At 68.4% G+C, this 18,951-nt stretch carries 13 protein-coding genes and 1 pseudogene; 6 read left to right on the top strand and 8 right to left on the bottom strand.

Annotation, left to right across the window (positions count from 1 at the left end):
- The first annotated feature begins 11 nt into the window (after positions 1-11).
- From ABNQ38_RS06965 to galE, 5 genes and pseudogenes are all read left to right on the top strand, one after another.
- A complete protein-coding gene (locus tag ABNQ38_RS06965) occupies positions 12-419 on the top strand; it encodes a hypothetical protein (RefSeq protein ID WP_377806407.1) in 408 nt (135 codons plus the stop codon).
- A gap of 3 nt (positions 420-422) precedes the next feature.
- A pseudogene (locus ABNQ38_RS06970) lies at positions 423-2,632 on the top strand (peptidase domain-containing ABC transporter).
- Between the two features lie 3 nt (positions 2,633-2,635).
- Positions 2,636-4,138 (top strand): HlyD family type I secretion periplasmic adaptor subunit, encoded by a 1,503-nt coding sequence (locus ABNQ38_RS06975; protein WP_377806408.1) that lies wholly within the window; start codon positions 2,636-2,638, stop codon positions 4,136-4,138.
- Positions 4,139-4,237: 99 nt separating this feature from the next.
- The gene (locus tag ABNQ38_RS06980) at positions 4,238-5,668 is read left to right on the top strand and encodes a DUF2142 domain-containing protein (RefSeq protein ID WP_377806476.1); all 1,431 of its coding nucleotides are present in this window, start codon (positions 4,238-4,240) and stop codon (positions 5,666-5,668) included.
- Positions 5,669-5,830: 162 nt separating this feature from the next.
- Positions 5,831-6,826 (top strand): UDP-glucose 4-epimerase GalE, encoded by a 996-nt coding sequence (gene galE, locus ABNQ38_RS06985; protein ID WP_377806409.1) that lies wholly within the window; start codon positions 5,831-5,833, stop codon positions 6,824-6,826.
- A 12-nt stretch (positions 6,827-6,838) separates the two neighbouring features.
- Here galE and ABNQ38_RS06990 read toward each other — a convergent pair whose 3' ends face one another.
- The 8 genes from ABNQ38_RS06990 to ABNQ38_RS07025 all read right to left on the bottom strand — a co-directional run bounded on the left by ABNQ38_RS06990 (position 6,839) and on the right by ABNQ38_RS07025 (position 17,254).
- Entirely contained in the window at positions 6,839-7,795 is a 957-nt protein-coding gene (locus tag ABNQ38_RS06990) for a UDP-glucuronic acid decarboxylase family protein (protein ID WP_377806410.1), read from the bottom strand.
- A 45-nt stretch (positions 7,796-7,840) separates the two neighbouring features.
- On the bottom strand, positions 7,841-8,704 hold the full coding sequence (gene rfbA / locus ABNQ38_RS06995) for a glucose-1-phosphate thymidylyltransferase RfbA (RefSeq protein WP_377806411.1): 864 nt from the start codon (positions 8,702-8,704) through the stop codon (positions 7,841-7,843).
- A gap of 11 nt (positions 8,705-8,715) precedes the next feature.
- On the bottom strand, positions 8,716-9,606 hold the full coding sequence (gene rfbD, locus ABNQ38_RS07000; RefSeq protein WP_377806477.1) for a dTDP-4-dehydrorhamnose reductase: 891 nt from the start codon (positions 9,604-9,606) through the stop codon (positions 8,716-8,718).
- Between the two features lie 8 nt (positions 9,607-9,614).
- Positions 9,615-10,682, bottom strand: a complete 1,068-nt coding sequence (gene rfbB / locus ABNQ38_RS07005) for a dTDP-glucose 4,6-dehydratase (protein ID WP_377806412.1) — start codon at positions 10,680-10,682, stop codon at positions 9,615-9,617.
- A 97-nt stretch (positions 10,683-10,779) separates the two neighbouring features.
- On the bottom strand, positions 10,780-11,331 hold the full coding sequence (gene rfbC / locus ABNQ38_RS07010) for a dTDP-4-dehydrorhamnose 3,5-epimerase (protein ID WP_377806413.1): 552 nt from the start codon (positions 11,329-11,331) through the stop codon (positions 10,780-10,782).
- A 3-nt stretch (positions 11,332-11,334) separates the two neighbouring features.
- The gene (locus ABNQ38_RS07015; protein WP_377806414.1) at positions 11,335-14,769 is read right to left on the bottom strand and encodes a glycosyltransferase; all 3,435 of its coding nucleotides are present in this window, start codon (positions 14,767-14,769) and stop codon (positions 11,335-11,337) included.
- A gap of 213 nt (positions 14,770-14,982) precedes the next feature.
- Positions 14,983-16,416 (bottom strand): ABC transporter ATP-binding protein, encoded by a 1,434-nt coding sequence (locus ABNQ38_RS07020; RefSeq protein ID WP_377806415.1) that lies wholly within the window; start codon positions 16,414-16,416, stop codon positions 14,983-14,985.
- Positions 16,406-17,254, bottom strand: coding sequence for an ABC transporter permease (locus tag ABNQ38_RS07025; RefSeq protein ID WP_377806416.1), 849 nt, complete (start codon positions 17,252-17,254; stop codon positions 16,406-16,408). The genes ABNQ38_RS07020 and ABNQ38_RS07025 overlap by 11 nt, the downstream gene beginning before the upstream one ends.
- An 845-nt stretch (positions 17,255-18,099) precedes the next feature.
- On the opposite strand from ABNQ38_RS07025, the gene ABNQ38_RS07030 reads away from it, so the two are divergent.
- Complete coding sequence (locus ABNQ38_RS07030; RefSeq protein ID WP_377806417.1) at positions 18,100-18,903, top strand: sulfotransferase family protein; 804 nt, start codon at positions 18,100-18,102, stop codon at positions 18,901-18,903.
- Positions 18,904-18,951: the final 48 nt, after the last annotated feature.

An 18,951-nucleotide genomic window follows, 5' to 3' on the forward strand; every position in this document is an offset into this window, starting at 1 on the left:
CCGGGACCATCATGACCATCGATCCGCCGCCGGACGACCGCATCCCCGAACTCTATGCCGACGGGGTCTTCGACATCGGCTTCGGCAACGGCATGGTCCGCATCGACCTGTTCAGCCTGTCGGCGCTGCGCAAGGACGGCAACGGCCAGCCGCTGCCCGCCATCCGCCAGCGGGTGGTGATGAGCCTGCCGGGCTTCCTCGCCAGCCTCTCCGCGCTGGAGGGCATGCGCCAGCGGCTGGAGGCCGCCGGCGTGCTGCCGCCCAATTCCGGCGCCGCGTCGGCTCCCGCTCCCTCTCACGCCTCCCCTGCCGCTCCGGCCTTCCAGGGCCAGCTGCAGGCCGCGGTCCAGCCGGCCTCTCCCGCCTCGGCAGCCCCGGCCATCCCGCCCACCCGGCCCCGCTCGCCGAATTTCGGCTGACCGATGCCGGACGCCAGCACGACCGTCACGCCTCCGCCCCCCGGCCCCGAGGCCGCGCCGAACCACGACGAGAGCACCGCGCTGCGCTGCCTGACGCTGGTGGCGCGCCATCACGGCCTGTCGGCTTCGCCGTCCGCCCTGCGCGCCCGCGTCGCCACCGGCGGACCGGACGGCGAGCCGTCCACCGCCGACCTGCTGCGCATCGCCGCCGCCACCGGCTTCAAGGCGACCGCCCGCCGGCTGGACTGGAAGGGCTTGCAGTCCCTCCCCCCGTCTTCCCGCTGCTGGCGCGGCTGTCCAACGGCAACACCGTCATCCTGGTCGGGCTGTCGCGTCCTGCGGACCCGGCGGAGGAACCGATGGTCGGCGTCGTCGATCCGCTGGCCGACCGGCTGGACGTGATCGACGTGCCGCGCGACCGCTTCCTGGAGCGCTGGAGCGGCGAGCTGGTCTTCCTCAAGCCGCGCCACGGCCTCGCCGACCCGCGCCAGCCCTTCGGCCTGCGCTGGTTCGTGCCGGAGATCCTGCGCCAGAAATCGGCCTTCCGCGACGTGGTGGTCGCGGCCCTGGTCCTGCACGCGCTCGCCCTTGTCGTCCCGGTCTATTTCCAGATCGTGATCGACAAGGTGCTGGTGAACGAGACCGTCGCCACCTTGCAGGTGCTGACCATCGGCGTGCTGGGTGCCCTGCTGTTCGAGGCGGGCTTCCGCTTCCTGCGCCAGTTCATCCTGCTGGCGGCGGCCAACCGCATCGACATCCGCCTGCTGAACCGCACCTTCGGCCATCTGCTCGACCTGCCGATCACCTTCTTCGACGGGCATTCGGCCGGCGTCACCGTGCGCCACATGCAGCAGGTGGAGCGCATCCGCGAGTTCCTGACCGGCAACCTGCTGTCGACCGTGCTCGACAGCCTGGTGCTGCTGGTCTTCTTGCCGGTGCTGTTCTTCTATTCGGTCAAGCTGACGCTGGTGGCGCTGCTGTTCGCCGGCCTGATCGCCGGCGTGGTGGTGGCATTGGTGCCGGTCTACCGCAGCCGCCTGAGCGACCTCTACAACGCCGATGCCGAGCGGCAGGCCATGCTGGTGGAAACCATCCACGGCATGCGCACCGTCAAATCCTCGGCACTCGAACCGCAGCAGCGCCGCAGCTGGGACCGCAAGGCCGCCCGCGCGGTGACCAGCCATTACCGGGTCGGCCGCATCTCCATCGCCGCCCGCACGGTGACGGAGTTCCTGGAGAAGGCGATGATGGTGGCGGTGGTCGCCGTCGGCGCCTTCGACGTCTTCGACCGCCAGCTGTCGGTCGGCGCCCTGATCGCCTTCCAGATGCTGTCGGGCCGCGTGGTGACGCCGCTGGTCCAGATCGTCTCGCTGATCCACCAGTATCAGGAGACCGCCCTGTCGGTGCGCATGCTGGGCGAGGTGATGAACCACCCGGCCGAGCCGCGGCGCGAGGGCAGCGGCGCCTGCCCCGCCCTGATCGGCCGCATCGAGATCGAGGGGCTCGGCTTCCGCTACGACCGCAACCGCCCGGCGGCGCTCGACGGCGTCACCCTGACCGTGCCGGCCGGCTCGGTCGTCGGGCTGGTCGGGCGCAGCGGCTCGGGCAAGAGCACGCTGATGCGGCTGCTCCAGGGCTTCTACCCGGTGCAGGAGGGCAGCATCCGCTATGACGGGCTCGACATCCGCGAGCTGGATCTGGCCCATCTGCGCCGCTCCATCGGCGTGGTGCTGCAGGAGAATTTCCTGTTCCGCGGCACCATCCGCGACAACATCGCCATGACCATGCCCGAGGCCAGCCGCGAGGAGATCGTCGAGGCCGCCCGGCTGGCCGGCGCCGACGAGTTCATCCACCGCCTGCCCGACGGCTACGACACGCTGGTGGAGGAGGGGGCGAGCAACCTGTCCGGCGGCCAGAAGCAGCGCATCGCTATCGCCCGCGCCCTGCTGCCCCAGCCGCGCCTGCTGATCCTGGACGAGGCGACCTCGGCGCTCGACCCCGACAGCGAGGCCATCGTCATGGCCAATCTGCGGCGCATCGCCCATGGCCGCACCGTGCTGATCGTCACCCACCGGCTCTCCACCCTGACCGGCTGCGACACCATCGCCGTGCTGGAGCAGGGCCGCCTGCTCGACCTCGCCCCCCATCCCCTCCTGCTCGACCGTTGCGCCGAATACCGGCATCTGTGGCAGCAGCAGAACCGGGGGCGCTGAACCATGCCCGACACGCAGATGCCCGAAGCGGGGGTGCCCGAAATCGACCGCCAGGACGCCGCGCAGGCGGAGACCGGCCGCGAGGTCGTTCCGGCCAAACCCGCCCCCCCATCCTCCCCGTCGCGCCGCCGTGCCACCCTGCCCGCCCCGTCGGCACCGCCGCCGGGCTTCGCGCTGGACTATCTGCCGGACGGGGCGGCCATCGAGCATGCGCCGCTGCCGCGGGCGGCGCGCTCCACCCTCTATGTGCTGGCCGGGCTGCTGGTGGCGCTGGTGCTGTGGGCCGGCTTCGCCCAGGTCGACCGCATCGTCACCGCCGGCGGCCGGCTGGTGACCACGGCGCCGCTGGTGGTCGCCCAGCCGCTGGAGACCGCGGTGGTGCGCGGCGTCGACGTGCAGGTCGGCGACCGTGTCCGGGCCGGCGACCGTCTGGCGACGCTCGACCCCACCTTCGCCGCGGCGGATCTGGCCGACCTGACCGCCAAGCTCGCCAGCGTCGAGGCGCAGATCGGCCGGCTGCGCGCCGAGCTGGACGGCGGCGACTTCACCCCCGCCAACAACCCCGATGCGGCCGTCCAGGCCGCCATCCTGGAGCGCCGCCGCGCCGAATACCGCTCCCGCCTCGCCTCTCTCGACGAGAAGGCCGGGCAGCTGGACAGCGCCATCGCCGCCGGCCGCCGCGCCCAGGCCGGCCTTGCCGAACGGCTCGCCGTGGTGGGCGAGGTCGAGGACATCCGCCGCCAGCTTCAGGAACGCCAGACCGGGTCCCGCCTGACCTGGCTGGAGGCGCGGGTCGAGCGGCTGCGCATGCGCGACGAGCTGACCGCCCTTCAGGACCGCGAGCAGGCGAGCGCACACGAGCTGCGCGGCGTCCAGGCCGACCGCGCCGCCTTCATCGACGAATGGCGGCGCAAGACGGCGGAGGAGCTGGTGGAGCAGAGCCGCCAGCGGGCCACGCTGGTCGAGCAGATCGCCAAGGCCGAGCGCCGCCGCTCGCTGGTCACCCTGACCGCCCCGGTCGACGCGGTGGTGCTGGAGGTGGCCAAGCGCTCCGTCGGCTCCGTCATCCGCGAGGCCGAACCGCTGGTCACGCTGGTCCCCGCCGACGTGCCGCTGGAGGTGGAGGCGGAAATCCCGTCGCGCGACATCGGCCTGGTCCGCGTCGGCGACTTCGTGCGGGTGAAGCTGGACGCCTTCCCCTTCCAGCGCCACGGCACCCTGCCCGGCGAGATCCGCACCATCAGCGCCGACGCCTTCATCCACGACCCCTCGGGTGCCCAGGGCGCCGCCGCCATCAACCCGGACGGCCCCCGTCCGGCCGCCGGCGCCGTCTTCCGCGCCCGCATCCGCCTGACCGACACCCAGCTGGAGGGGGTGCCCGCCGGCACGCTGCTCAGCCCCGGCATGGTCGCCTCGGCCGAGATCCGCGTCGGCACCCGCTCGGTCCTGTCCTACTTCCTCTACCCCGTCATCCGCGCCCTGGACGAAAGCATCCGCGAACCGTAAAGGCCGCTCCGTTCCTCCTGCCAAGCCGGAGTTTCCAGGTGGCGCCTGTCCGGCGGATGGGGTACCCACCCACCAGCCCCTTCAGCGACAGGTCTGGTGATGCAGCGGATAGGTCCGTTCCTCTTTGCCGTTCTGGCAACCATCTCGGCATTCTTTCTGGTCTGGAGCCTGCCGCCCTTCCAGACCGCCGACGAGCCCGCCCACATCTACCGGGCCAACATGATCACCCATGGCTACTGGGTGGCCGCCAAGGTTCAGACCGACGGGCGGATCGCGGCGGGCGGCCCGTCCGACGTCGCGATCATCGAGGCCTATTTCCCCTTCCATCATGTCCCCTTCAAGCCGGACGAGAGGGCCAACCTGGAGGATTTCGTCAAGTCCTTCACCGCCCGCTGGGACGGCCGGGTCTTCAACGTGGCGGCGGAGAACACCGCTCCCTACCCGCCCTTCTTCTACCTGCCGCAGGCCGCCGCCATCGCCCTCGGCAAGGCCATCGACCTGCCGGTGGTGCAGACGCTGTATCTGGCGCGGGCGGCCAACGCGCTGACCTGCATCGTCGTCGGCTTCTTCGCCCTGCTGCTGGCCGGCCGGGCGCATCTGCCGCTGTTCGCGGTGCTGCTGCTGCCGATGTCGGTCTCGCTCTACGCCTCGATGAGCCAGGACGGGCTGGTCATCACCGTCACCGCGCTCGGCATCGCCTTCCTGGCCCGGGCGCTGTCCGAAGGCCGGCCGCTGCGCAGCGCGGAGGTCTGGGCCAGTGCGGTCTGCTTCGCCCTGGTGGGGATGACCAAGCAGCCCTACGCCCTGCTCTGCCTGATGCCGCTGGCGGTCCCGGCCGAGCGGGCGGCGGTGAAGCGCCTTGCCGTCGCCGCCTCGCTGGCCGCTGCCGTCGGCTGGGCGGTGTGGATGGCGCTTGCCGTGCAGACGCCGCTGATCCGCCAGGACGCGCCGACCGACGCCATGGGGCAGCTCCGCTTCCTGCTCGACAACCCGCTGGCCGTCCTCACCATCGCGGTGAAGACCTTCCAGGTTTGGGGCGACGAGTATTACCAGCAGTTCGTCGGCATCCTCGGCTGGGTCGACACCCGGCTGCCCAGGCCCTATTACGCCGCCGCCTATCTGGTCCTGCTGCTGTCCTTCCTGCCGCTGCTGCTCGGTCGCCGGGCGGCGGACTGGTATTCCGGCGCGCCGGCGCGGGCCTCGGCGGTGACCGCGGCTGTCGTACTGGCGACCGGGGCGCTGCTGTTCGGGGCGCTCTACATGGTGTGGACGCCGGTCGGCCAGCTGTGGGTCGACGGCGTGCAGGGGCGTTACTTCCTGCCGCTGGCGGCCCTGCTGCCGCTGGCCTTCGCCGGCGGCCGGCAGGAGCTGGCTTCCGGCTGGTCTGCTGGCGGCTGGTCTACTGGCGGCTGGTCTGCTGGCCCGGCGGGCGTTCTGGAGCGCGGCCTGACCTGGATGGTCTGGCTCTTCCCCATCGTCAGCATCCTGGTGGTTCAGCGGACGGTCATCCTGCGCTACTACCTCGACTAGCGCCCCCCGCTCTCCATCCGGCTGCCCATCGGGGCGGAGCGGGGCGTTGGAGGCCGTTCGAATGATGTCGCCCGTTCGGCGGAAAAGCCCGCAGTGCAGCATGGGCGGGCGACTATCTTCCGACTCTGCCCCATCGACCCCAATCGAAGACGAAGAGCGGACATGACCACGAGCGACAACGCGACCGTGCTGGTGACCGGCGGCGCCGGCTATATCGGCTCCCATGTGGTGCTGGCCCTGCGCGACCAGGGACGCGCCGTCGTGGTGCTGGACGATCTCTCCACCGGCCGGCGCTCGGCCCTGCCCGATGGGGTGCCGCTGGTCGAGGGCGACGTCGGCGACAAGGCCCTGCTGGCCGACACCTTCGCCCGCCACGGCATCGGCACCGTGATGCATTTCGCCGGCAGCATCGTCGTGCCGGAATCGGTGGAGCGGCCGCTCGCCTACTACCGCAACAACACGGTGAAGAGCCACGCCCTGGTGGAGGCCTGCGTCGAGGCCGGGATCGGCCGCTTCATCTTCTCCTCCACCGCCGCCGTCTACGGCATGCCGGAGCGGCTGCCCATCGACGAACAGACGCCGACCAAGCCGATCAACCCCTACGGCTCCTCCAAGCTGATGACGGAGTGGATGCTGCGCGACACCGCGGCGGCGCACGATCTGCGATACGTCGCGCTGCGCTACTTCAACGTCGCCGGCGCCGATCCGCAGGGCCGCTCCGGGCAGGTGTCGAAGGTCGCCACCCACCTGATCAAGATCGCCGCCCAGACCGTCACCGGCCAGCGGGCTGAATTGCAGATCTACGGCGACGACTACGACACGGCGGACGGCACCTGCGTGCGCGATTACATCCATGTCAGCGACCTCGCCGACGCCCATGTCGCCGCACTCCGCCATCTGGAGGCGGGCGGCGCGTCGGAGGTGATGAACTGCGGCTACGGCCGCGGCTATTCGGTGCGCGAGGTGCTGGCGATGGTGGAGCGGGTGACCGGCAAGCCGCTGCCGATGCGCATCGGTCCGCGCCGCGCCGGCGATCCGCCGGCCCTGGTGGCGGGTGTTGAGCGCATCGGCCGCACCCTGGACTGGACCCCGCGCCACGCCGACCTGGAGACCATCGTCGCCTCGGCGCTTTCCTGGGAGGAGCGGCTGGTCCGGTAGGGGCTTTCGCCGTCAGGCGAAGAACCGTCCGCGGAAATAGGCGATGGTGCGGTCCAGCCCCTCGTCCAGCGGCACGGCCGGCTCCCAGTCCAGCAGGGCGCGGGCCTTGGCGATGTCGGGGCGGCGCTGCTTGGGGTCGTCCTGCGGCAGCGGCATATGTTCGATCGTCGAGGCCGAGCGGGTCAGGCGGATCACCTTCTCCGCCAGCTCCAGCATGGTGAACTCGCCGGGGTTGCCCAGGTTGATCGGGCCGGTGACGCCGGCCGGCGTGGCCATGAAGCGCAGGAAGCCTTCGATCAGGTCGTCGGCATAGCAGAAGGACCGCGTCTGCTGGCCGTCGCCGTAGATGGTGATCGGTTCGCCCTTCAGTGCCTGGATGATGAAGTTCGACACCACGCGCCCGTCGTTGGGGTGCATGCGCGGGCCGTAGGTGTTGAAGATGCGGATCACCTTGATGTCCAGCCTGTGCTGGCGGTGATAGTCGAAGAACAGCGTCTCGGCGCAGCGCTTGCCCTCGTCGTAGCAGGCGCGCGGGCCGATGGTGTTCACGTTGCCCCAATATTCCTCGGGCTGCGGATGCACGGCCGGGTCGCCGTAGACCTCCGAGGTCGAGGCCTGCATGATCCGCGCCCCCACCCGCTTGGCCAGCCCCAGCATGTTGATGGCGCCGTGCACGCTGGTCTTGGTCGTCTGGACGGGGTCGTGCTGGTAATGGATCGGCGAGGCCGGGCAGGCGAGATTGTAGATCTCGTCGACCTCGACATAGAGCGGAAACGTCACGTCGTGGCGCATCAGCTCGAAATGCGGGTTGTCCAGCAGGTGCAGGACGTTGTCGCGGCTGCCGGTGAAGAAGTTGTCGACGCACAGCACGTCGTTGCCGGCGGCCAGCAGCCGCTCGCACAGGTGCGAGCCCAGGAAGCCGGCGCCGCCGGTGACGAGGACACGCTTTCGGTTGGTGAGAGCCGGCAAGGCTGCCTTCCTGTCTTGGCTGTGGGTACGGGGAGCCGCCTGATTCTAGCCGAGCAGCCCGAGCAGATAGCGCCCGTAGTCGTTCTTCTTCAGCGGCTCGGCCAGACGGCTGACCTGCTCGGCGTCGATCCAGCCGGAGGTGTAGGCGATCTCCTCCGGGCAGGCGATCTGCAGGCCCTGGCGGTGCTGGATGGTGCGGACGAACTCCGCCGCCTCCAGCAGGCTGTCGTGGGTGCCGGTGTCGAACCAGCCATAGCCGCGGCCCATCTGCTCGACCGACAGCTTGCCCAGTTCCAGATAGGCGGCGTTGACCGAGGTGATCTCCAGCTCGCCTCTGGCCGACGGCTTCACCGCCGCGGCGATGTCCAGCACGTCGTTGTCGTAGAAGTAAAGCCCGGTCACCGCCCATTTGGAGCGCGGGGCGACCGGCTTCTCCTCGATGCTCAGCGCCCGGCCCTCGCCGTCGAACTCCACCACGCCGTAGCGCTCGGGGTCGCGCACGGCATAGGCGAAGACGCTGGCGCCCTCGGTCTTCTCGCCGGCGGCGCGCAGGATGTTGGTCAGGCCGTGGCCGTAGAAGATGTTGTCGCCGAGAACCAGCGCGCAACTGTCGTTGCCGACGAACTCGCGGCCGATGATGAAGGCCTGGGCCAGCCCGTCGGGCGAGGGCTGGATCGCGTAGGTCAGGTTCAGGCCCCACTGCGACCCGTCGCCCAGCACCGTCTGGAACAGCGGCTGGTCGTGCGGCGTGGTGATGATCAGGATGTCGCGGATGCCCGCCAGCATCAGGGTGCTGAGCGGGAAATAGATCATCGGCTTGTCATAGATCGGCAGCAGCTGCTTGCTGATCGCCCGCGTCACCGGGTAGAGGCGGGTGCCGGACCCGCCGGCCAGGATGATGCCCTTCATGGTCTTCGTCCTCACGCCTGCGGCGGGTTGGTGAACAGCTCGTCGATCACGCGGTCGACGCTTTCCTGCCACGGCGGGCAGGCGACGCCGAGACGCTCCCTGGCGCGGGAGCAGTCCAGCCGCGAATTGGCCGGGCGGCGCGCCGGGGTCGGGTAGTCCGCCGTGCCGATGGCGGTCAGGCGCGGCCGCTTGCCGGTGCGCTCTTCCAGCCGCCGGAAGATGTGCTCGGCGAAATCGTGCCAGTTGGTATAGCCGCTGCCGGTCAGGTGATAGGTGCCCCAGGCGGCGGCGCCCGTCTTCTCGATCGTCCCGGCGATGTGGACGATGGCGGCGGCGAGGTCGTCGGCGGCGGTGGGCGAGCCGTGCTGGTCGGCGACCACCCGCATCTCCTCGCGCTCCTTGCCGAAGCGCAGCATCGTCTTGACGAAGTTGTTGCCGTAGGCGCTGTAGACCCAGGAGGTGCGCAGGATGACATGTTCAGGCGTCGCCGCCCGCACCGCCTCCTCGCCCGCCGCCTTGCTGGCGCCATAGACGCCCAGCGGGTTGATCGGATCGTCCTCGGTGTAGATGCCGTCCTTCGTCCCGTCGAACACGTAATCGGTCGACACATGGATGAAGGGGATGCCGCGCGCGGCGCAGGCCGCCGCCATGGCGCCCGGCCCGTCGCGGTTGATCGCGAAGGACAGGTCGACCTCGCTCTCGGCCTTGTCGACGGCGGTGTGGGCGGTGGCGTTGACCAGCAGGTCCGGCGCGTGGGCGGCGACCGCCTTTTCCACGTCGCCCGGCCGGGTCACGTCGAACTCGGGATAGGGCAGGCCGACCACATCGGTGCCCGGCGCCCAGCTGGCGCGCATCAGCTCGAAGCCGAGCTGGCCGTTGCTGCCGAGAACCAGGACTTTCATGGGAACCTTCACGACGCCGCTCCTTCATCGGTCAGGCCGAGCCGTTCGCCCTGGTAGGAGCCGTTGAGGATGGCCTGCCACCAGTCACGGTTCTCCAGATACCAGGCGACCGTCTTGCGCAGGCCGCTCTCGAAGGTCTCCTGCGGGGTCCAGCCCAGTTCGCGCTCGATCTTGCCGGCGTCGATGGCATAGCGCTTGTCATGGCCGGGGCGGTCGGTGACGAAGCTGATCAGGCGGTCGTGCGGGGCACCGGCCGGGTCCATCTCGTCGAGATGCGCGCAGATGGCGCGGACGACCTCCAGGTTGGTGCGCTCGTTGTGGCCGCCGATGTTGTAGCTCTCGCCGACCTTGCCCTTCTCCAGAACCAGCCGCAGCGCGCGGGCATGGTCCTCGACATAGAGCCAGTCGCGGATGTTGTCGCCCTTGCCGTAGACCGGCAGCTTCTCGCCCGCCAGACCCTTCAGGATCATCAGCGGGATCAGCTTTTCCGGGAAATGGTAGGGGCCGTAATTGTTGGAGCAGTTGGTCAGCACCACCGGCAGCCCGTAGGTCTCGTGCCAGGCGCGGACCAGATGGTCGCTCGACGCCTTGCTGGCCGAATAGGGCGAGTTGGGGCTGTAGGCGGTGGTCTCGGTGAAGAAGCCGTCGTCGCCCAGCGTGCCGAACACCTCGTCGGTCGAGATGTGGTGGAAGCGGAAGGCCTCTTTGCGCTCGGCCGGCAGGGCCGACCAGTAGCCGCGCGCCGCTTCCAGCAGGCGGAAGGTGCCGACCACGTTGGTCTGGATAAACTCGCCCGGCCCGTCGATCGAGCGGTCGACATGGGATTCGGCGGCCAGATGCATCACCGCGTCGGGCTGGTGGGTGTCGAAGACCCGCCTCAGCTCGGCGGCGTCGCAGATGTCGACCTTCTCGAAGGCGTAGCGCGGATTGCCCTCGGCCCCCGGCAGGGAGGACAGGTTGGCCGCGTAGGTCAGCTTGTCGACATTGACGACGAAGGCGTCGGTTTCGGCGAGAAGCTGGCGGACCACCGCCGAGCCGATGAAACCGGCGCCGCCGGTGACGAGAATGCGCGTCATCAAACCACCTTACCGCCGAAAAGCGGGGCCGCCCGCGGCCCCCGTTGTGCAAAAGCTTTGAGCGCCCGAACCCGGAGCCGCCAACCCGGAACCGCCGTCAGAACAGGTCGGTCAGCTGCGCCAGGGTCGGATGCTTGTGGTCCTTGTCCGACAGCCGCGCCTTGTCCGCCGACACCGGCCAGTCGATGCCGAGGTCCGGGTCGTTCCACAGCAGGCCGCGGTCATGCTCGGGCGAATAATAGTTGGTCACCTTGTAGATGACCTCGGTGTCCGGCTCCAGCGTGCAGAACCCATGGGCGAAGCCGACCGGCACCAGGATCTGGTTCCATTCCGCCGCACTGATCACCGCGCTGACATGCCGGCCGAAGGTGGGGGAGCCCTTCCGGATGTCGACCGCCACGTCCAGGATGGCGCCGCGCACCACCCGCACCAGCTTGTCCTGGGCGAAGGGCGGCAGCTGGAAATGCAGGCCGCGGATGGTGCCGACCTCGGCCGACAGCGACTGGTTGTCCTGGACGAAGTCGTAGTGCAGCCCGGCCGCCTCGAACGTCTTCTTGGTGTAAGTTTCCGAGAAGAAGCCGCGATGGTCGCCGAACTTCTTCGGATGGATGATCTTAACGTCGGGAATGTCGAGGGAGACGACGTCCATGGCTCAGATGCTTTCCTTCAGGCGCTCTTTGCGCAGCTCGGGGCAGGATTTGCGCAGCCAGGGCTTGACCGTGCGCGGCGGGAAGGCCAGCCCGAAATTCTCGGCGTCCAGCGTCAGGTTCGGGTTGTAATAGGGGTCTTCCAGCAGGCTGTCGCCCCAGCGTTCCTGCATGTAGGCCACCTCGCCCATGAAGCGCTTGACCTTGTCGGGCGCGGTGTCCGGCCCGCGCGAGGCCAATTCCAGATGGTACAGCTCGGCGAACGGCGTCCAGACGACCAGATAGCCCTTCTCGCGGATGCGCAGGCAGAAATCGACGTCGTTGAAGGCGACGGCCAGCTTCTCGGAGTTCAGCCCGCCGACCTCGTCGAAGATCTCCTTGCGCAGGATCAGGCAGGCGGCGGTGACGCAGGACAGGTCCTGGGTCAGCTGGGCCCGGCTGAAATAGCCGTAGGCGTCGCGGGTCAGGCCCTTGTGGACATGGCCGGCCACGCCGCAGATGCCGGTGACGACGCCGGCATGCTGGATGGTGCCGTCGGCGTAATAGAGCTTGGCGCCGACGGCGCCGACCTCCGGCCGCAGGGCATGGGAGACCATCTCGGCCAGCCAGCCCGGCTCCATCACCTCGATGTCGTTGTTGATCAGGCCCAGCACCTCGCCGGTCGCCTCGGCGGCGGCGAAATTGTTGATCGAGGAGTAGTTGAAGGGCGCCTTGTAGGTCAGCACCCGCACCCGCGGCTCGTCCTTCAGCGTGTCGAAATAGGCGAAGGTCGCCGCTTCCTCGCTGTTGTTGTCGACGATCAGGATCTCAAGATCCGGATAGTCGGTGCGGTGCAGCAGCCCGTCGATGCAGCCCTTCAGCAGATCGGCCTTGTCGCGCGTCGGCACGATCAGCGACACCCGCGGCAGCTTGGCCGGCAGGGCGTAGCGGATGCGGGTGAAGCGGGCGGTCGACGGCGAGGTCTCCACCGTGGCGTCGACGCCGCGGCGCTGGAAATGCTCGGTCAGCGCCTTGTGGGCGGCGGCGGTGGCGCGCGGCAGATCGACCGTGGAGAAGGCCGCGGATTCGGGGAAGACGCGCCAGTGGTAGAGGATCGCCGGGATGTGGCGGATGCGCGCCGGCTCCGTCGCCTCGACCGCGCGCAGCGTCAGGTCGTAGTCCTGGCTGCCCTCGAAGCCCAGGCGGAAGCGCCCGGCCTGCTCGATCAGCGAGCGGCGGAAGACGCCCAGGTGGTTGACCATGTTCTGGCCGTGCAGCAGGTCCAGATTGAAGCCGGACTTGAAGTGCGGGTCGTAGCGCTCGCCGTCCGCATCGATCTTGTCCTCGTCGGAATAGAGGATGTCGGTGTCGGGATGCAGCGCCAGCTCGGCGGCGACCGCATAGAGGGCGTGCGGCGGCAGCCGGTCGTCATGGTCCATCAGCGCCACGAAATCGCCGGTCGCCAGATCCAGCGCGCTGTTGCTGGCGGCGGAGATGTGGCCGTTGGTCTCGCGCCGGACGATTTTGATCCGGTTGTCGCGCACCTTGTACTCGGCCAGCACCGCCTGCACATGCGGGGCGGTGGAGGCGTCGTCGGCGATGCACAGCTCCCAGTCCGGATAGAACTGGGCCAGCACGGAGTCCAGCGCCTCGCGCAGGTAGGGCTCCGGCGTGTTGTAGACCGGCATGACGACGGAGAAGCGCGGGCGCGCCGGCAGGCGGGCGATGTCGGCCTTGATCGCCGTCGCGTCCTCCGGCGTCAGGGTGTCGTACATCCGCACCCACGACTTGTAGTCGGCCGACCAGCGGTTCGGCTGCAGCTCCTGCAGGACGCGCTGCTTGGTCGCCTGCCAGCCGTGGCGGCGCAGATAGTCCAGCACGCGCGCCGGCTGGTTCTGCCGGACATAGTCGAGCAGGATGTTGGTCTTGCCGATCTCGCGGATGGTGAAGTCGGCGATCTCGAAGGACACCGGCCGGGTCGCCGGGTCGAAGCGCAGCGCCTTGACCGTCTGCGGCAGCAGGGCCAGCTGGCGGAACTCGCCCACCGTGTCGACCGGCAGGCGGATCATCGTCCGCTCGTCGAAGCCGTTGCCGTCATCGACATAGATCACCGGCACCAGCGGGGCCGAGGCGCGGACCACCCGGTAGGAGATCACGCACCAGTGGCCGGGCAGCCGGCCGCGGTCGGACCGCAGCAGGAAGGCGGGGTCGCTGCCGGTCGCCTCGTAGCCGCCCTGCGGGCTCGGCACCACGTCGTGCAACGGCTCCAGCGTGATGGCGTGCAGGCGGCGGCGGTAGAAGCGCCCGGCCTTCTGGGTCAGGCGGCCCAGCTTGCGCACCGGCGCCGACAGCTTCCAGGAAGTCGAGTTGACCAGGCTGTGGATGTGCTGGTCGCGGCTGGCCACCACGCCGTGCAGATGGGCGATGGCCTGTTCGCGGGCGACCAGTTCGCGGGCATGGGCGGCGAGGTTGCGTTCGCGGTCGGCCAGCTCGTGCTCGCGCTCGGCCAGCTCCTGCGCCATTTCGGCGAGCGCATCGCCCTGGCGGCGGATTTCGGCCTGATGGTCGCCGAGCCAGCCCTGGATGACGCCGATGTCGCGGTCGCGCGTCGCGATCATGCCCTTCAGGTCTTCGCTGTGGGCGATCTGGTCGTCCAGCACCTTGCGGACCATCGCCACCTCGGTGCGCAGGTGCTTCTCCTGCTCTTCCAGGCGCTGGATGGTCTCGGTCTCGATGGCGGCGTCGCCCAGCCGGTCGAACCAGTTGCGGACGGCGCGCAGCCCTTCCCCGCCGGCGGCCTGCACGGCGAACAGCTCGCGCACCGCGTCCGGCAGATCCTCGCCGACGCCGAGAACGCCAAGGCCGTTGGAATGCTGGAAGCTGAAGGACGGGCGGTCGCGGGTGATCTCGTCCCACAGGCGCCAGACGCCGAAATCGTCCTTGCGGACGTTGATGTCGTGGAACAGCACCACGCCGCGGCGGCTCATCTTCGGCAGCCACGTCTCGAAATCGTGGCGCACCGCCTCGTAGGTGTGCAGCCCGTCGATGTGCAGCAGGTCGACGCTGCCGTCGGCGAAATGGAGCAGCGCGTCGTCGAAGGTCATCCGCAGCAGGCGCGAGAAGCCGGCATAGCGCGGGTCATGATAGGCGGCGAGCGTGTTGTAGATGTCGTCGCCGTAGAAGCCGGCCTGCGGGTCGCCGGCCCAGGTGTCGACGGCGTAGCAGGAGGTCGGCAGCCCGACATGGCGGACCGCCTGGCAGAAGGCAGCATAGGAGTTGCCGGTGTGCGTTCCCAGCTCCACCAAGCTGTCCGGGCGGAGCGCCTCGACGATCCAGAAGGCGAAGGGGACATGGCCGAGCCAGGAGGCCGGCGCCGTGACGAGATCCGGGGTCAGGAGCGTGATCGGCCGGCAGATACGACGGAGAGCGTCCGATCCCTGGTCCTTCAAAAACGAATCCACCTGTGCCTCTTCTTCTGCCTGGCTTCGCGGCGGGGAGCGGTCCATCGGGGCACCGTTTCAGGCCCGGCGGACGGTCCCGTCACAGCCGCCGACACACATACGCTGACACCAAGCCGGAATGCAAGCCGCTGTCCGGAGCCCGCTTTGCGGTGCCCAACAATGCCCGGAACTGCGGTTTTCCTGCCTCAGTCCGGGGGGATCCGCGGGCTGTCGCTATTTTGTCGCGGGGGCCGGCTGGGAGGCTGACGACCCCTCCGCCGACGCCCCTTCCGCTTCCAGGGTGATCGCCAGCATCGGCATGCCGACCAGCCCGCGCACGACGTGGCTGGCATGGACCTTGAAGAACAGCGCGTCCTCGACCCAATGGTGCTGGACGTGGTCCTCCTGCGTGCCCTCGGCGAGCGCCACGGTGATGGAGAAGTCGCCGCTGGGCAGGTAGGGCATCTGGAAGCGGAAGCGGGCGGCGAAGTCCTGGCCGGCCGGGATGGTGACGGGGTCGAGCTGGTAGCTGAGGAAGGTGTTGTCGCCGAACAGGTTCTGGCCCAGCTTGTCCTTCACGTAGAAGCCGACGATGGGGCGGTAGACCTGCTGGTCGGCCCGGCAATCCACCTTCAGCACGATGACCTCGCCGCCCTCCAGCACGCTGAGCGGCTGCTCCTCGGCATCCAGGATCGAGACGTTGGCGATGGTGGCGCCGCGGTTGCCGAACCAGGGGCCGCTGTCGTTGAAGTCGAACAGCTCGATGGCGTTGCGGAGCTGCGAGCCCTTCAGCAGCTCGGCGCGGGCGTCCTCCACCGGCTCCTCGCGCTTGGCCTGGGGCAGCGCCTGGCGCGCCCCGCCGATGCGGAAGCCGCGCGAGGTGTCCTGGTCGCTGTAGAGCGCCGCCAGGTAATCGTGGCAGACCTCCTTGGCCGGGCCGATGGCCCGCACCGACCCGTTGTCCAGCCACACCACCCGGTCGCAGAGGTTCACCACCTGTCCGGTGTCGTGCGACACGAAGAACAGGGTGCCGCGCTCCTTGAAGCGGTGGATGAAGCGCATGCATTTCTGGGTGAAGGACGCGTCGCCGACCGCCAGGATCTCGTCGACGATCATGATGTCGGCATCGACATGCGCCGCCACCGCGAAGGCGAGGCGGGCGTACATGCCGCTGGAATAGAGCTTCACCGGCTGTTCGATGAAGTCGCCGATGCCCGCGAACTCGGCGATGGACTCATAGCGCTCGGCGATCTGCGCGTTCGACAGGCCCAGCACCGAGGCGGCGAGATAGACGTTCTCGCGGCCGGTGAATTCCGGGTTGAAGCCGGCGCCCAGCTCCAGCAGCGCCGCGATGCGCCCGTCGACCGCGATGCGGCCGGAGGTCGGCGTCAGCGTGCCGCAGAGAAGCTGGAGGAAGGTCGACTTGCCCGAACCGTTGCGGCCGATCAGCCCGACCGTCTCGCCGCGGCGGACCTCCAGGTCGACGCCGCGCAGCGCCCAGTACTCGTCGTAATATTTGCGCCGGCCGCGCACCAGCATCTGCTTCAGCCGGTCCTGCGGCCGCTTGAAGATGGCGTAGGCCTTGCCCAGCCCCTCGGCGCGGATGACGACAGGAGTGTCGGCGGGAGTGTTGGCGGCCGTGGCGGGGGTATCGGTCTCAGACGACATCGGCGAACCCCCGGCGGGTCTTCATGAACCAGAGATAGCCGAGCCACGCCACCGCCCAGGCGCCCAGCGTCGCCAGACCCCAGTCGAGCGGCGACGGGACGCGGCCCCAGAACAGCAGGTCCTTCGACTGCTCCAGGATCGCGGTCATCGGATTGAGGTGCAGGATGGCGCGGAAGCGCTCGGGGATCGCGGTCATCGGATAGAAGATCGGGCTGAGGAACATCAGCACCGTGACGGCCACCCCCACCACCTGCCGCAGGTCGCGCAGGAACACGCCGGCGGCGGCGAAGAACCAGCTGAGACCCAGCGTGGTCAGGCACAAGGGCACCAGCACCAGCGGCAGCAGCAGCGCCGTCGGCGGCGGCAGCCCGGCCACCATCAGATGGAAGACCACCAGGATGACGAAGCCGATGCCGGCGTTGAACAATGCGACCGCCAGCGACACCAGCGGCAGGATCTCCAGCGGGAAGACCACCTTCTTGATGTAGCTGACATTCTCCAGCAAGAGGCCGGGCGCCCGGCTCAGGCATTCGCCCAGCACGTTGAACAGGATCAGGCCGGAGAACAGCAGCAGGGCGAATTCCGTGTTGCTTCCACCCGTCGCCCCCCAGCGGGCCTGGAACACCACCGAGAAGACGAAGGTGTAGACCGCCAGCATCAGGATCGGGTTCAGCACCGCCCAGACGATGCCCAGAACGGACCCGCGGTACCGGGCGTCGATCTCCCGCCGGGCCAGCCGCAGGATCAGCGACCTGTGATGCCAGGCGGTCTGGAAAAGGGCAAAGGGACCGGCGCCGAAACCCGCTACCGTAGGGTTCCCCGACTGAGAGTTAAACAATTTAGAGTATTCCCCGTCTGCGGCCGGCCGACCATAACCCCCGCTCCGGCGGGGTTCAAGCGAAAGCATCGGCCCGGCCGGAGGGGTGGCGGAAGGGCATGGAAGAGGCGGTCCGTTCTCAAAAAGAGCGGCTGGGGGAACGGACCTTCGGTTTCCCTCCTTTACCCGAAAGATCGGAGAGGCGGTGAAGCAGCCCAGGAATTTTCGTTATCACGAAGGAAAACAATAAAATAAACATTCGAGTGATTCGTGCTGCACGGGCTAACGCTACAGATAAAGCAGGAAGGTTCCGACTCGTGCGTATCAGTAAATGGCGAGTTTCGATCAAACGTGACTTCTCTATTGTGAAGATAGAGACATGCCTTCTCATGCAGTTTCCGCGTAGAACCCGGATAATCATTGAGGATTGCATCCGTATATTTGTAAGCCCATGGGGTTAGATCCGTATTGGAGCTAAAAAAGCTTATCCGGCAGGACCATAACTAGCCTTGAGAGAGGGCGCTTGGGCGATTTTCAGGAAAGACGCACCGATTGCCGGGTTCAAGGGAAAGCCGTGACTGTCCGGAGACGCGGTGACGCAAAAGGAGGCTGTTGTGTTTTGGAATGGAAAGACCCTGGCAGCCGATCATTATGCCACGTCGTTAAGGCATCATTTCGGTGACGGTGCGGTTCATCGTCTTCAAAAAGAGATCGGGTTCGTTGGGAAACGACTTCTTCGACTTCCAAGCACCGAAAGATCGGCCTTCTTCGATCCCTGGTTCACCGAGGAGAACGCCCGCCATCTGCGATCGGTCGCCCGATCCGTGCGTGGGATGGCGTCCGACGCGCCGGCCCTGGCGCCAGCTTTGGCGTCTGCCCCCCGCATCGTCTTCCTGCACGGCGTGATGCCGCGCAGCGGCACCAACTATCTCCAGAGCCTGCTGGAACTGCATCCCGACGTCCTGGTCAATCCCTATGGCATCCGCGAGCTTCCCTTCCTGAACACGCTGGAGGATGCGCGGACCTACGAGGGGCGCTTCCTGCGTCTCTATCGCCGCAACCGGGAGTCGTTCAGCGATCTGGAAACCTTCTGCTACATGGTGAACGGCTTCCTGCGCCGGATCGAAGCCGAGTTCCCGGCCGGCAAGACGGTGGTGATCAAGTCGCCCCACACCCGGATGATGCGCTATTTCCCCTACCTGTTCCCGGCGGAGCGCTGCCTGATCGTGCTGCGCGACGGCCGCCGCGCCGTGCAGTCCACCATCGACACCTGGCCGCTGCGCTTCCTGGGCCGGACCTTCGCCGACGTCTGCCGGGAATGGAGCTTCGGCACCGAGGCGGCGCTGGAGGCGCAGAGCCGGATGAGCGCCGACGCCTGCCGGCTGGTCCGTTTCGAGGACGCGGTGGCCGCCCCCGACGGCACGGCCCGCGACCTCATGCGCTTCCTGGAGCTGGACGAGGACCGCTATCCGTTCGAGCGGATCGGCGACCTTCCCATCCTGGGATCGTCCCGCGCCTCGCGCAACAACGGCGAGGTCAGCTGGATCCCCGTCACGAAACCCGAAGGCTTCGACCCGTCGAAGCGCCCGATCCAATGGTCGCGCAAGCGCCGGACCGTGTTCGACGCCGTGGCCGGAGACATGCAGAAGAAGGCCGGCTATGCTTCTTGATCCGCTTCTCGGCACCCGCCCCGCGGCCAGGGATCTCCCCCAGCCCGC

It is taken from the genome of Azospirillum sp. A29, assembly GCF_042604625.1.
Lineage (GTDB): Bacteria > Pseudomonadota > Alphaproteobacteria > Azospirillales > Azospirillaceae > Azospirillum > Azospirillum palustre.

Coding starts and splice junctions, on each gene's coding strand:
- ABNQ38_RS06965 (WP_377806407.1), top strand. CDS start 12: ATGACCATCGATCCGCCGCCGGACGACCGCATCCCCGAACTCTATGCC.
- rfbD (WP_377806477.1), bottom strand. CDS start 9,606: ATGAAAGTCCTGGTTCTCGGCAGCAACGGCCAGCTCGGCTTCGAGCTG.
- ABNQ38_RS06980 (WP_377806476.1), top strand. CDS start 4,238: ATGCAGCGGATAGGTCCGTTCCTCTTTGCCGTTCTGGCAACCATCTCG.
- ABNQ38_RS07020 (WP_377806415.1), bottom strand. CDS start 16,416: ATGTCGTCTGAGACCGATACCCCCGCCACGGCCGCCAACACTCCCGCC.
- galE (WP_377806409.1), top strand. CDS start 5,831: ATGACCACGAGCGACAACGCGACCGTGCTGGTGACCGGCGGCGCCGGC.
- rfbC (WP_377806413.1), bottom strand. CDS start 11,331: ATGGACGTCGTCTCCCTCGACATTCCCGACGTTAAGATCATCCATCCG.
- ABNQ38_RS06975 (WP_377806408.1), top strand. CDS start 2,636: ATGCCCGACACGCAGATGCCCGAAGCGGGGGTGCCCGAAATCGACCGC.
- rfbA (WP_377806411.1), bottom strand. CDS start 8,704: ATGAAGGGCATCATCCTGGCCGGCGGGTCCGGCACCCGCCTCTACCCG.
- rfbB (WP_377806412.1), bottom strand. CDS start 10,682: ATGACGCGCATTCTCGTCACCGGCGGCGCCGGTTTCATCGGCTCGGCG.